Below are 13,544 nucleotides of genomic sequence, written 5' to 3' on the forward strand. Positions count from 1 at the left end.
CGTGGCGGGCCGGGCGGCGGCCCGCTCCACAGGAGTGCGGGTCGACGGCAGACGGGATGGCGATTAGCCCCTCGGGTGCTCTAGTTGTGCGTCAGTCGATTGAAGAGTTGATGCAAATAGCCGAACGCTTCGCCTGATGTGGGCGCGGAAAGCTCCTGCACCAGAAACTTGAGATCGTCGTCATCGAGAGGAATGATGTACCCGCGACGATCATGAGCCGTGTCGAGACACGACTTCCATGTCTTCTCCTTGTCCGTGTACCCGCGATACACGAGCAATCCGACTGTGCCACGAGAAGGGGAGAATCGTCCTTGAAGCTGATCGAGGGCGGGATTATCGATTGGACGGTTGTAATTCTTGCATTCGATCATTATATTAGCAGATGGATAGTGCATGCTAAGCCACTGGAAAAACCCGTGCCGGGCGGCGTTGGTGTAAGTTAGATCAAGCCGCTTGCGTCCGTCGTGGAGCGGATGCTGCCGCTTGGGATGCACCAAGTGCGGGTAGAAGATGGCAGTGAAGAGATCTTGAATTCGTCGCTCATATAGATCTGCCTGCTTGCTTCCTGGTTCCACCTCGATCACGCGAGCAAGAAGATTCTCGGCTTCGCTTACATCGCCGCCAACTGCTTCGGCGATTTCATGGTCCTCAAGAATGCGACTAGGATTCGCTGCCTTTTGCTCTTTGTAGCTAGGGAGTATGTCTGGATTGTCTGCTGAAACCGCGGAATTAATCCGCTTTTCTACCCCAGGGTTGTCCCGTCCGACGCCGAACTGCTCTTTGTATTTCGCGTCAACATCTTTCTTGGTGACGGTGGGCCGACCTCGCACCAGCTTAACCAAACTTCCTGCGGCGTATTCTTGGGCGACCAGGAAGTTCAGCACCTGATGTCTATAGTAGTCGCTGGAATTCATGTGGAGCTTGCGTCGAACTATTTCTTTGGGGATCAGAATGAGCTTGGCTCCATTGGGTTTCGGCAAGGAGGTGTATTCCTCATGCCATTCTCCCTTGTTGGAATTCCAGAGCGGGCCAGATGCTACACCCTCATCTAAAGGTATACCGTGATACTCGGAAGTCTCCTGGGTGTAGGAGATAAGCTGGCGTCGAATGATATTCGTAGTAATGTCAGAAATGCGGTCCCGATCGACACCTTCAATCAGAAGTGCTGTATCTTCCAAGTCCTGAATGAGGCCGGTGCGGACAGCTTTGCTGCTAGAAAGAGCCTGCCAGAAATCTCTAGCGAGTTCATTGCCGACGCCGCTTCCCTTCGAAGGGCCACGGGAGAGTCCTAGGTGGGTTTCGTTGGGCTCCCTTAGATTGGAGAGGAGTGAGAGCGCGAGGTCGTTATCGCCGTCGGTAATCGCATCAAGCACCCTTTGAAAGAACGACTGGATCGACGACGCACAACTATCTGCCCAAGGGCCCGACAGCTGAGCTATGGCTCGTGGGTCAACGTAGAGGCGAACATCGTTGACGATATCTACGTCGACAAAATCGAGTTCCGACTGCTTCTTGTCTAATTTGTAGTACTCGGATACCCGCATGCCGCGCCCTTCCTCTTATCGCTGTGGAGTGTGGTCATGGAGTTTACGGCTTAAAGCGACGAACGATGTCGCTCCGAGGCTCCATGGCTGTGATGCGAATATAGATAAATCTGGCAAAACATGTGAAAACTCGCCTGTCCGTCCGGCGGTGGGTCTGACTTCCGACAGGTGTAGCTCATTAGAGATCTGTTTGATGATCGACAGATGCCGTTGCCTCTGGACCCTCGCTGGCCGCTACTCGCGGCGGGGATTGCCTCGGTAGGCGAAGGGCCCCGCCGTTCCAGGTCAAGCTGGCTGCCTGGGGTAAAGGAGTCACGGGGGGCGAACGGGTGGCCCTGTTGCTGTCCGACAGCAACGGTGACAGCAACAGGGCCAGACGCAGTGGGTGAGGGACGGAGGTCTACGGTTCAACACCCGACGTCAGAGACGTGCGCGGACGCGCCCGGACGGAGCGCCCAGAACTTACAAGCGAGGGGTCGCAGGTTCGAAACCTGCCGCGCCCACCACACACCACCAGCACCAGCAATGGCCCGCAGATCAGTTCCTCGGGCCACCCATGTCCCTGACCCCACCCCAGGATCGATGTCGCGGGGTCGAAGCGTCACACCGGAGCCGCTTCTGCGGCGGGCAGGTGCACGCCGTTCACCCGGTTCGGCAGGACAGCTAGCTGGCGTGGGCACCCGGTTCGCCGGCGAGGACTGTTCACCGGCACAGCGGGGAATCGTCGGGCGTACGCACCTGGGGAGGAGCGACGGATGACGCGTGCCGGACTGACCATCGGCGTGCTCGGCTCGTACGGTGGGCGCAACCTGGGCGACGAGGCTATCCTCACCGGCCTGCTGACGGATCTTCGTCAGCAGGAGCCGCACGCACGGATCATCGTGTTCTCGCGGAACCCCTCGCACACCGCGCTCGCCCATCCTGATGTGGAGGCGGTGCCGTGGGAGGGGGTCAGCCGGGCCGACTCCGCTCTCGTGCTGTCGCAGCTCGATCTGCTCATCCTGGGCGGCGGGGGCATCCTCTACGACAAAGAGGCCCGGCGCTACCTGAGGGTGGTCCGGGTGGCGCAGGAGCGGGGCCTGCCGCTTCTGACGTACGCAGTCGGTGTCGGGCCGTTGAGTGAGATGGTGGACACCGGCATGGTCCGTGAGACGCTGGCCGGTGCGGTCCAGGTGACCGTGCGTGACCAGGAGTCGCGGATGGTGCTGGAGGAAGCCGGCCTGCTCAATCCGATCACCGTCACCGGTGATCCGGCGTTCCTGCTGGAACCGGAGGACTTTCCCGCGCAGTTCCTCCGCGAGGAGGGCGTACCGGCCGGCAAGCGGCTGGTCGGGATGAGCGTGCGGGAGCCGGGTCGGGCGGCGGAGCGGCTGGACGTGGACGGATACCACCGGCTGCTCGCGCAGATCGGGGACTTTCTGGTGCACCGGATCGACGCGCACGTGCTGTTCGTCCCGATGGAACGCGACGACATCCGGCACTCGCACGGGGTGCTGTCCCACATGATCGCCGCAGATCGGGGCCGGATCCTGCACGGCACCTACTCGCCGCAGCAGATCCTGGGACTGATGCGCCACTTCGACCTGGCGGTCGGGATGCGCCTGCACTTCCTGATCTTCGCCGCGATGATGGGTACGCCGTTCCTGCCCCTGCCGTACGCCGGTAAGGTTTTCGACCTCGCGCAGCGGCTCGGGGTGCCGGCGTTGCGGGGCGTGGAGCGCGAGGTGGAGGGCCCGCTGCTGGCCGAGGTGGACCAGTTGTGGGACGAACGTGACCAGCGGGCGGAGGTCACCGCCCAGCGGGTGGCGCGGGTGTGCGACGAGGCCCGCGGCACGTCGCAGGTCACCCGGGCGGTCCTGGAAACCCTGCGCAACCGGTCTCTGGTGGAGGTGGGTGCCTGACCGGCACGGGGTCGGTTCAGACCGCTGGCCCCCGCCAGCAGTAACGCCACTGCTGGCGATCGGCGTCGACGGACTCCAACTCGTAGATGTCCGCCTCGGCTAGCCCCTGCGGCCCCAGGTGGTGGTGGGTCAGCGGGGGCCGGCCGTTCGGGTCCAACTCGACGGTGACATGCTCACCGTCGGCCATGCCGCCCACCAGAGGGATCTGAACCGTGGATGCCATGTAGCCCATCCTGCCCCGGCCGGCGACGAGCCGCAGGGTGAAGCGGGATGAAGCCGTCGCCTCGGGCGGCGCCGAAGCCAGCCGGTCGGCGCCGCCTATCCTGACCCCGGGTCGTCGCCGCCAAAGGGTGCGGGTCCGTCGGGTCCGAGGGGGAGTGTGTGCTGGTCGTCCATGGGATGTGGCTGCCCGGCCGGGGTCTGGAGGTCTGGGCCGAGGACAGCACCCTGCCGTCCCGCGCCCCACGCCGTCCCGGCCGGGCACCGCGGGTGCGTCCACACCCGTTCGCTGCGGACCACGCCACGCTCGCCGCACTACTTGCCGTCGCCGCCGAACCGGACGACCTCGGCACGGCGGTGCTGCGCCTGCCCACCCGTGCCGGTTCGCCGGTGGACTCGCCGGAACTGGTCCGCACCGCCGTCGGGGAGCCGGTCCGTGGCCCGGTCACCCTCGCCGGCTGGCAGGTCCCGGTGCTGGCGTACACCCCGGACGCCGCGCTGTCGCTGCTGCGTACCGTCGAGAAGCTGACCGCCGCACCTGGCGCGGACCTGCGACACCTGGCCGAGGTGGCCGGCTTCGCCACCGACCTGGCCGCCCGGGGCCGGGTCCTGCCCGGCGTGGACGAGTCGCCGCCGGCCGCCACGGTGCCGTCCGGGGCTCACGTCGCCCGATCGGGCGACGTGAGGGCTCGGACCGGCCGCGCGGAGTCGACCCGAGGTGGCAGCGAACGACGATCCGGCCGGGCCACCAACCGGGCCAAGCCGGACCGGCACGGCGGTCCGGCCGAGGTGTCGGCTGTCCGGGCGGTATGGCGGCCGTTGCTGACCGGCACGGATACCGCCTGGGCCCGGTCGTTGGCCATGGCGCTGCCGCCGGTCGCGCGGGCCGCCGCCGAGGCGGACCTGCCCGGGGCGTTGGTGGCTGACGCGCTCGACGCGCTCACCGACGCCGCCGTACGCGCGGCGCTACCGCCGATGACGTTGGCCCGGGGTACGCGACCGAACGGTGCCGTGACGGCTTGGCTGAGTGCGTTGACCGGGCCGCGTCGCGAGTTCACCGCCGAAGGAGCAGCGCTGCGTACGCTCCGCTCCGAGCTGGACCAGTGGCAGCGTGACGCCGCCGGTGGTCCGGTGCGGGCCAGCTTCCGGCTGGTCGAGCCGCCGGCCGACGAGTTGACCGAACCGGTGACGGTGGTGCCGGCCGACCCCGGTGCTGTCGTCGCCGCCACCGGTCGGTGGCGGGTCGAGTTCGGGCTTGGCGCCAACGACGAGCCGGGCCCGCACGTCGACGCCGCACAGGTGTGGCGCGGGGACCGTGTGGCGGTGGCCGGTGACCATCCACAGGAACTCCTGCTCGCCGAACTCGGCCGGGCCAGCCGACTGTGGCCGGACCTCGACGTGGCGCTGCGTACCGCCCGGCCGGAGGTGCTGGAGTTGGACACCGAGGGCGCGCACCGGTTCCTGCGCGAGGGCGCCCCGACGCTGCACGCGGCGGGCTTCATGGTGCTGCTGCCGTCGTGGTGGCGGCGGCCCGCGTCGCGGCTCGGTGCCCGACTACGGGCCCGCTCCCGCAGCGCACCCGGGGCGGTCAGCGGCCCGGCGGACCGGGTGGGCCTGGACGCTCTGGTCGACTACCGCTGGGAGCTGGCCCTCGGTGACGAGTCGTTGACCGCCGACGAGTTGACGCGCCTGGCGGAGCTGAAGACCCCGTTGGTACGGCTGCGGGGGCGCTGGGTCGAACTGGACCCGAAACGACTCGCGGCCGGCCTGCGGTTGCTGGAGTCCTCCGGCGAGCTGACCGTGGCCGACCTGTTGCGGCTCGGTCTGTCCGACGCTGAGCAACCGGACGCGTTGCCGGTGTTGGAGGTGAGCGCCGACGGCGCGCTCGGTGATTTGCTCGCCGGGGCTGTGGACCGTCGGCTCGCGCCGCTGGACGAACCGCCGTCGTTTCGCGGCATGTTGCGGCCGTACCAGCGGCGGGGGCTGGCCTGGCTGGCGTTCCTCCAAGCGTTGGGGCTCGGCGCGGTGCTCGCTGACGACATGGGGCTGGGTAAGACGGTGCAGCTGCTGGCGCTGCTGGCCGCCGACCCGCCGCAGTCCGGCCCGACCCTGCTGGTCTGTCCGATGTCACTCGTCGGCAACTGGCAGCGGGAGGCCGCCCGATTCACCCCGGACCTGCGCGTCCACGTGCACCACGGCGCCCAGCGGGCGCGGGGCGCGGAGCTGACCGCCGCCGTGCACGCCGCGAACCTGGTCGTCACCACGTACTCGGTGGCCGCCCGGGACGCGGCGGAACTGGCCGGCGTGGACTGGCACCGGGTGGTGGTCGACGAGGCGCAGGCCATCAAGAACGCCGCGACCCGGCAGGCCGAAGCGGTACGGGCACTGCCCGCGCGGAACCGCATCGCGGTCACCGGGACACCCGTGGAGAACCGGCTGGCGGACCTCTGGTCCATCATGCAGTTCGCCAATCCGGGTCTGCTCGGCCCGGCAGCCACGTTCCGCAAGCGGTTCGCCGAGCCGATCGAGCGGCACGGGGACGCTGAGACCGCCGAGCGGCTACGGCGGATCACCGGCCCGTTCGTGCTGCGTCGCCTCAAGACCGACTCGTCGATCATTTCGGACCTGCCGGAGAAGCTGGAAATGGAGGTCTTCTGCAACCTCACCGCTGAGCAGGCGGCGCTGTACCAGGTGGTCGTCGACGACATGTTGGCCCGCATCGAGGCCAGCGACGGCATCGAGCGGCGAGGGCTCGTGCTGGCCACCATGACCCGCCTGAAGCAGGTCTGCAACCATCCCGCGCACCTGCTGCGTGACGGCTCGCCGCTGGACGGGCGTTCAGGCAAGCTGGCCCGACTGGAGGAAATCCTCGACGAGGTCCTCGCGGCGGGGGAGAAGGCACTGCTGTTCACCCAGTACGCGGAGTTCGGTGGGATGCTGCGTGGGCACCTGTCGGCCCGGATCGGTCGGGAGGTGCTGTTCCTGCACGGCGGGGTGAGTAAGGCCGACCGGGACACGATGGTGGCCCGTTTCCAGTCCGACGGCGGGCCCGCGCTGTTCGTCCTCTCGCTCAAGGCGGGTGGAACCGGGCTGACCCTGACCGCCGCCAACCATGTGGTGCACGTGGACCGGTGGTGGAATCCGGCGGTGGAGGACCAGGCCACCGACCGGGCGTTCCGGATCGGCCAGCGGCGCCGGGTGCAGGTCCGCAAGTTCGTCTGCGCCGGCACGGTGGAGGAGAAGGTCGCCGCGCTGATCGCGGACAAGCGTGGCCTGGCCGCCTCGGTGGTCAACACCGGCGAGCAGTGGGTCACCGAACTGTCCACCGGACAGCTGCGGGAGTTGTTCGCCCTGGAGGCGGGGGCGGTGGCCGAGTGAGCGCCGACGCTGGTGGCAGGTTCGCCGACTACGGCCCACCGCGCCGGGTCGGCGGGGGGCTGCGGGCCCGCAGCGTCCGGGGCGCCATCGGGGTCTCCTGGTGGTCCCGCCGGTTCCTGGAAGTGCTGGAGTCGTTTGCGCTCGGCACCCGGCTGACCCGGGGCCGGTCGTACGCCCGCGCCGGGCAGGTGCTCCGTCTCGACGTCGCGCCGGGCGTGGTGTCCGCCGTGGTGCAGGGCTCGCGGGCCCGGCCCTACCAGGTGAGCGTCTCACTGCCGCCCTTCCCGGCTGGGCTGTGGGCCCGGATCGAGGGGGAACTCGCTGCGCAGGCGTTCTTCAGTGCCCGGCTACTCGCCGGTGACCTGCCGGCCGAGTTGGAGGAACTGTTCGCCGCGGCCGGGGCGCCGCTGTTCCCGGCGACGGTCGGCGAGCTGGAGCAGCGGTGTTCGTGCCCCGACGCCGCGGTGCCCTGTAAACACCTCGCCGCCACCTTCTACTTGCTCGCCGAGGCGTTCGACGCGGACCCGTTCACCCTGCTGCACTGGCGCGGACGCAACCGGTCGGACCTGCTCGCCCGTCTGCGACACCTACGCGCCGTACCGGACGTCGAGGTCTCGCTGCCTCAGCGGGCCGCCGCCGCGGTGGGCCGGGATCCGTCGGCGCCGGCAGATCCGGCCGGTGGCGGTGGCCCCTCGACAGCGTCGAGTGTCGGTGCAGCCGGAACCGCTTCGTCCGGTCAACGTTGGGCGGAGACCGCCGCGGGTGCCGCCCGGGCTCTGGCCGACCTGCCCGGCACACCGTTGGTCGAGGTGATCGACCGCTTCTGGTTGCCGCCGGTGCCATTGCCCGACCGTCCACCGAGTTTGACCGCCCGGCCGGACCTGCTGTTACGGCAGCTGGGTGCGCCTGCTGCGGCCATCGGCGGTCCCGGCCTCGTCGAACGCCTGCGTCACGCCTACCGTCAGCTCGGCGGGTAGGGTCACAACCAGCGTTGCCGGAAACGCCACATGAGTGCCGCGTTCGTCAACAGCACCACCGCGAAGATCCCCCCGGCCAGTCGACCGGCGAGCACGGTGGTCGCCGGCAACGCCGCCCACAGGACGACTGTCAACAACAGCAGCCAGCGGCCGTGACGCCCCCGGGCCCGATGGTCGAGCCGGGCGAAGAACGCCGGATCGCTTTCCCGCAGGTGGCGGGTGATCTGTTCGAATCTGCGTTGGTCCTCTTTGCTGAGCATGTGCCTTCCCCTCACGCGTTCAGCAACGGTGCGGCGGAGTACCCGCTGCGGAGCAGACTCACGCGCTCTTCCCGCTGCTACTTTCAGCCGTGCTGGGCTGCCGCAATTCCGCCTTAGCCGTGTCTTAAGTTTTCTTCAGGTTCCGCACCGGGTCGATGGCATCCGCATGCGTGGGAATGTCGACGGTGGGCGATGTCGTTGGGCAATCGCCCTGCTCAGGGGGTGTGTACCCGATTGACCGGTAGCCGACAGCAGGTCGTCGCTGTTGAGACCTGCCTTAAGTGCCCGGCGACGACGTGAACGGCCGCCTTGTGAGGTCAGAAACCGGTGACTACGTTCCCCTGGCAACCCCCTCGGACACAAGTCGCCGCACCTCAGGCCGGGGCACGGTCGTGCGTCGACGTTAGGAAAACAGGAACGGTATATGGCCGACCATCAGGTGCCACCACGCCGACGCCAGGACGATCACGGTTGGGACCGGCACCACCCGGGACCTCACCCACAGCAGTTCCACCCGAACCACCGATCCGACCCCCACCAGCCAGAACCGCACGTCTTCGAAAGCCAGCGGCCGGCCCCGAACTCAGGATCGCAGTGGATCGGTCCGGACGGATACGGTGCGCCGCTGGCCCCGCCCCGCGTCGGCGGTGGACTGCCCGGTTTGGACGACGAACCCGACCGTCGATCCGGCCGACGGCGGGCGCTGGCCACCCTCGGTGGTAGCGCCGCCGTCGTCGCCGGTGGTGCGATGCTCGCGATGAATCCCCGGGTACGCGCCTTCTTCGGCGACGAGGTAGCGGTCGCCGGGGACGCTACCATCGCCAAGCCGACCGATGGCTCCCCCACCCGCCCGAGCGGGCAGCAGGCGAGCACGGTACGCACGTACACCGAACAGAACGCCAGCTACATGGGCTCGCGGGCCGGTGAGGCGCTGAAGAAGAACGCCCCGAAGAGCGGGCGTACCTTCTCCGGTCCCGCCGCGGCGGCGGCCGACACCAAAGTCACCGTGAAGACGGTGCTCGCCAAGGATGCGGAGCTGCACCTGGCCCGCAGGCTGACCTTCGGCCCCACCGCCGAGGTGCTGACGCAGATCAAGGAACGGGGAATCGACGGGTGGCTGCGCTGGCAGCTGGAGCCGGAGAAGATCGCCCCGACGAAGGCGGAGTTGAAACTCGCCGAACTGCCCACCCTCAAGCTGTCGCCGCAGCAGTTGCGCGACCAGCGTGACCAGCTCAGGGAACGTGGCGCCCGGCCGGTGCAGGAGTTGGTGGACGCCACCATCGCCCGGCAGATCTGGTCCGACCGCCAGCTGTTCGAGGTGATGGTCGACTTCTGGAACGACTTCCTGCACGTGGCCGCCGACGTCGACGGCGGGGAGTCCCACCGTCCCTCGTTCGACCAGGACGTCGTCCGTAAGCACGCGCTCGGCAGCTACCCGGAGATGTTCCTGGCCGCCAACCGGCATCCGGCGCTGCTGCTCTACCTCAACCAGGTCGACTCCCGCGCCGACGCGGTCAACGAGAACCTGGCCCGGGAGAACCTGGAGCTGTACTCGGTTGGTGTCGACGGTGGCTACACCGAGGCCGACGTCCGGCAGGCGGCCCTGCTGCAGACCGGCCGGGGCGTCAAGGACGGCAACTACGTGTTCCGCCCGGAGCGGCACTACGTCGGCAAGGTGAAGATTCTCGGGTTCACCCACGCCAACGACTCCGCCGACCCGCAGAAGGCCGAGGCGGCGATCGACGCGTACCTCACGTACCTGGCGCTGCACCCGTCGACGGCGACGTACGTGGCGCAGAACCTCGCCGTCAGGTTCGTCTCGGACACCCCGCCGAAGTCCCTCGTGGATCGGTTGGCCAAGTCGTACACCGCCAACAAGGGCCGGATCAAGCCGGTGCTGCTCACGCTGTTCAGCTCGTCGGAGTTCTGGGCAGCGGTGGGGCAGAAGGTCCGCCGTCCACTGGAGTACCTGGTGGCCACCTACCGCACGCTCGGTGTGTCACCGGAGGCCGCCCCCAACCACAACAACGGCGGCAACCAGCGGACCCCGTACGCCCGGGGGCTGCGGCAGATCCACGACAAGCTGCGCCAGCTGGGTCATCACCCGATGGGCCAGCCGACGCCCGACGGCTACCCGGACGTCTACCTCGCGTGGACCTCCGCCGGCACCATGGTCAACGGCTGGAACGAAGCCCACGACCTGCTCGCCGCCAACCGCACCACGTTCACCTTCACCCGCGCGGAGAAGCTGGTCGCCAAGCCACCGACGACCGCCGGAGCGTACGCCGACGCGTTGGCCCGACGGCTGGTCCACCAGCCGCTCACCGACCGGGAACGGGCACTGATCCTCGGCGTCGCCGGGGTCTCCGCCGGCACGAAGGTCGACGCGACGTTCAACGGGGCCATCACCGCCGTCGCGCGGGCGATCCTCGCATCCCCCCAGCACCACCTCCGGTGAGGCACCCGATGGAGAACATTGTGTACCCGTATGACCTGCACCCCGACTGCCCTGACGTACGACGGCTGGCCGACAACCCGGCCGAGGCACTGCTGCGGGCGGAAGCCGACGTGGTGGCTGCCGAGAACGCCGCAGAGGCCGACCGCTACCGGCGGCTGGAGGAGCTGGAGGAAGCCCAGCAGGACGGCCGTGGGGTGACCCGGCGTACCTTCGTCGCCGGTGCCGCAGCCACCGCCACGGCCCTGGCCACCGCCCAGTTCGTCACCACCTCGGCGTCGTTCGCGGCGACCAAGACCGGCACGCTCATCCATGTCTTCCTCTACGGCGGGCTGGACGGTCTGAGCCTTGTCGCACCGGACAACGACGCGGTGCTCAACCGGGCCCGCCCGGAGCTGCTGCTACCGAACGACTCGCTGGCCCTCGGGCGAGGGTTCAAACTCACCAGCGCTTTCGCGCCGCTGGAACCGTGGCTGCGGCGCGGACAGCTCGGCTTCATCCCCGGTGTCTCCGACGAGCGACTGTCCCGCAGTCACTTCCAGGCCGCCGATGCCTGCAATCTCGGTGGCCTGCCCGGTGAGACCGGCGGGCGGGGCTGGCTGGACAGTCTCGTCGACGCGCTCGGCGCGGGTACCGCCTTCCGTAGCGTCGGTATCGGCAGCACCCTGCCCCGCTCCCTGGTCGGCACCAACGGCGCCCTCTCGTTGAACAACGTCGGCTCGTTGCGCCTCGCCGGCAACGAGCGGTACCGGGAAGCCACCGAGAAGGCGATCAAGGGCCTGTTCACCGGTATCAACCACCCGGTGGAGGACGCTGTCCAGGCCGGTCTCGGTGCCCTGGCGACCGCCCGTGAGCTCGCCGCCGAGCCGTACCGGCCGGCCGAGGGCGTCGAGTACCGAGGGGTCGGCTCCGCCTTCCAGGCACTCGCCCAGCTGATCAAGGGCGGTGCCAACGTGCGGGTGGCCACGGTGGGAATGGGTGGCTACGACACCCACGAGAACCAGGGCACCACGAACGGTGGCCGGCTGTACCAGCGGCTCAACGAACTGGCTGCCGCGCTGGCGGCGTTCTTCACCGACCTCGGCGACCAGGCAGCCGACGTGACCGTGATGGTGTCCAGCGAGTTCGGCCGCCGGGTCGCCTCCAACCGGGGCGGCACCGACCACGGACACGGCGGTGTGGTGACCATCCTTTCCGGCCGCAAACTCGCCGGCTCGCTGCTGGGCACCTGGAACGGACTGGACGCCCTCGACTCCGGGGACGTGCCCGAGTACAACAACATGTTCAACGTTTACGGGTCGGTGGCCCAGGGCCGGTTCGGGTTGACCGACGCGGAGGTCGACAAGGTCTTCCCGCGGATGAAGTACGCCCCGATGAAGCTGTACGCGTGACCCACCCCGGCACCTACTCCGACCGCCGGACCGGAGCGCACTCCCGGTCCGGCGGTCGCCCCACCGGTGACCTGCTGCCGGTCGTACCACGACGTGGCTGCGGGGGCCGCCGCCTGCTCGTCGGACTGTTCCTGCTCGGTCTGGTCGCCTCGGTGCTGCCCTGGTGGACGGACACGCAGGCCGGCTCGCTTGCCGGCGGCACCGCGAAGCTGACCGCCGCCGGTCAGATCAGCGGCCTGCTCGCCGGCTACCTGCTGCTGGTACAGGTGCTGATGATGAGCCGGCTGCCGGTGCTGGAACGGGTGGCCGGTGGCGAGCGGATCGCCCGCTGGCACCGGGACGTCGGAGCCACCCTGCTGGTCGCGGTGCTCGCACACATGTCCCTGATCCTGGTCGGTTACGCCGGGCTGGAGGGCCGTTCGCCGTTGGGTCAGGCCGGTGTGATGCTGCGCGACTACCAGGACATGGCTTCGGCGTTCGCCGCTGCCGGCCTGCTGGTGCTGGTCGGGCTGACCAGCGTCCGGGCGGTACGCCGGGCGTTGCCCTACGAGCTGTGGCACGCCACCCACCTGGCCGCGTACGCGGTGCTGCTGCTCGGCTTCGCCCACCAGTTCAGCAACGGCACCCAGCTGTTCCGTCCCGGCCCGGTGCGCACCGGGTGGATCGCCTTCTACGCGCTGGTGGTCGCCGCACTGCTGTACGGCCGGGTGATCGCCCCGCTGGCGTTCAACCTGCGGCACCGGCTGCGGGTGGCCGATGTCGTCGCGGAGAATCCGGACACCGTGTCGATCTATCTGACCGGTGCGCGACTCGACCGGCTGACGATGCTCGGTGGCCAGTTCTTCCGCTGGCGGTTCCTGACCCGGGGCTGCTGGTGGCAGTCCCATCCCTTCTCGGTGTCCGCCGCGGCCAACGGCCGGTGGCTGCGGATGACTGTCAAAGTGGTCGGCTCGCACACGCGTGACCTGCGTGACCTGGACCCGGGTGTTCGGGTCTGGGCGGTCGGACCGTCCGGCACTTTCACCGCGGCGCACCGCACCCGCGAGCGGGCTCTGCTGATCGCCGGCGGCAGCGGCATCACCCCGCTGCGCGCGATGCTCGAGGAGTTGCCGCCGGGAACGGCGCTGATCTACCGGGTGCGTACTCCGTCCGACGTGCTGCTGCACCGGGAACTCGACTGGCTGGCCCAGGCGCGCGGCGTCCAGGTCTGGTATGTGGTCGGTTCCCGTGACGATCCCGGCCCCCGGCAGGTGATGTCCGCGGACGGACTTCGCCGGCTGGTGCCGGATGTGGCCCGTCGCGACGTCTATCTCTGCGGCCCGCCGGGGCTGATCGAGCAGAGCCGGCAGCTGCTCCGCCGGGCCGGCGTGCCACGCCGGCAGATCCACCTCGCCACCTTCGAACTCTGAGAGGGGCATC

9 protein-coding genes are annotated in these 13,544 nt (G+C 68.7%); 6 read left to right on the forward strand and 3 right to left on the reverse strand.

Annotated elements, in window-relative coordinates; all coding sequences use genetic code 11:
- Positions 1–80: 80 nt before the first annotated feature.
- A complete protein-coding gene (locus HCA58_RS12050) occupies positions 81–1,544 on the reverse strand; it encodes a hypothetical protein (protein ID WP_169597868.1) in 1,464 nt (487 codons plus the stop codon).
- A 755-nt stretch (positions 1,545–2,299) separates the two neighbouring features.
- Between HCA58_RS12050 and HCA58_RS12055 the strand changes: the two genes are divergently transcribed.
- Positions 2,300–3,445, forward strand: coding sequence for a polysaccharide pyruvyl transferase family protein (locus HCA58_RS12055; RefSeq protein WP_169597869.1), 1,146 nt, complete (start codon positions 2,300–2,302; stop codon positions 3,443–3,445).
- A 16-nt stretch (positions 3,446–3,461) separates the two neighbouring features.
- Here HCA58_RS12055 and HCA58_RS12060 read toward each other — a convergent pair whose 3' ends face one another.
- Entirely contained in the window at positions 3,462–3,668 is a 207-nt protein-coding gene (locus tag HCA58_RS12060; protein ID WP_169597870.1) for a hypothetical protein, read from the reverse strand.
- A gap of 158 nt (positions 3,669–3,826) precedes the next feature.
- On the opposite strand from HCA58_RS12060, the gene HCA58_RS12065 reads away from it, so the two are divergent.
- Entirely contained in the window at positions 3,827–7,042 is a 3,216-nt protein-coding gene (locus HCA58_RS12065) for a DEAD/DEAH box helicase (RefSeq protein WP_169597871.1), read from the forward strand.
- Positions 7,039–8,019, forward strand: coding sequence for an SWIM zinc finger family protein (locus HCA58_RS12070; protein WP_169597872.1), 981 nt, complete (start codon positions 7,039–7,041; stop codon positions 8,017–8,019). Before HCA58_RS12065 ends, HCA58_RS12070 begins: the two co-directional genes overlap by 4 nt.
- Before the next feature lie 2 nt (positions 8,020–8,021).
- Here the strand turns inward: HCA58_RS12070 and HCA58_RS12075 are convergent, their stop codons facing one another.
- Entirely contained in the window at positions 8,022–8,279 is a 258-nt protein-coding gene (locus HCA58_RS12075; protein ID WP_169597873.1) for a DUF3040 domain-containing protein, read from the reverse strand.
- Between the two features lie 661 nt (positions 8,280–8,940).
- Here HCA58_RS12075 and HCA58_RS12080 point away from each other — a divergent pair.
- From HCA58_RS12080 to HCA58_RS12090, 3 genes are read left to right on the forward strand one after another with little or no spacing between them, the layout of a single operon-like run.
- Positions 8,941–10,737, forward strand: coding sequence for a DUF1800 domain-containing protein (locus tag HCA58_RS12080; protein WP_240956032.1), 1,797 nt, complete (start codon positions 8,941–8,943; stop codon positions 10,735–10,737).
- An 8-nt stretch (positions 10,738–10,745) separates the two neighbouring features.
- Positions 10,746–12,125, forward strand: coding sequence for a DUF1501 domain-containing protein (locus HCA58_RS12085; protein WP_169597875.1), 1,380 nt, complete (start codon positions 10,746–10,748; stop codon positions 12,123–12,125).
- Entirely contained in the window at positions 12,122–13,534 is a 1,413-nt protein-coding gene (locus HCA58_RS12090) for a ferredoxin reductase family protein (protein WP_169597876.1), read from the forward strand. The genes HCA58_RS12085 and HCA58_RS12090 overlap by 4 nt, the downstream gene beginning before the upstream one ends.
- Positions 13,535–13,544: the final 10 nt, after the last annotated feature.

It is taken from the genome of Micromonospora sp. HNM0581, from assembly GCF_012726175.1.
Lineage (GTDB): Bacteria > Actinomycetota > Actinomycetes > Mycobacteriales > Micromonosporaceae > Micromonospora.

Bases quoted from the DNA above. Each gene is read 5' to 3' on its own strand.
- HCA58_RS12050 (WP_169597868.1), bottom strand. From the start codon at position 1,544: ATGCGGGTATCCGAGTACTACAAATTAGACAAGAAGCAGTCGGAACTC.
- HCA58_RS12055 (WP_169597869.1), top strand. From the start codon at position 2,300: ATGACGCGTGCCGGACTGACCATCGGCGTGCTCGGCTCGTACGGTGGG.
- HCA58_RS12060 (WP_169597870.1), bottom strand. From the start codon at position 3,668: ATGGCATCCACGGTTCAGATCCCTCTGGTGGGCGGCATGGCCGACGGT.
- HCA58_RS12075 (WP_169597873.1), bottom strand. From the start codon at position 8,279: ATGCTCAGCAAAGAGGACCAACGCAGATTCGAACAGATCACCCGCCAC.
- HCA58_RS12085 (WP_169597875.1), top strand. From the start codon at position 10,746: ATGGAGAACATTGTGTACCCGTATGACCTGCACCCCGACTGCCCTGAC.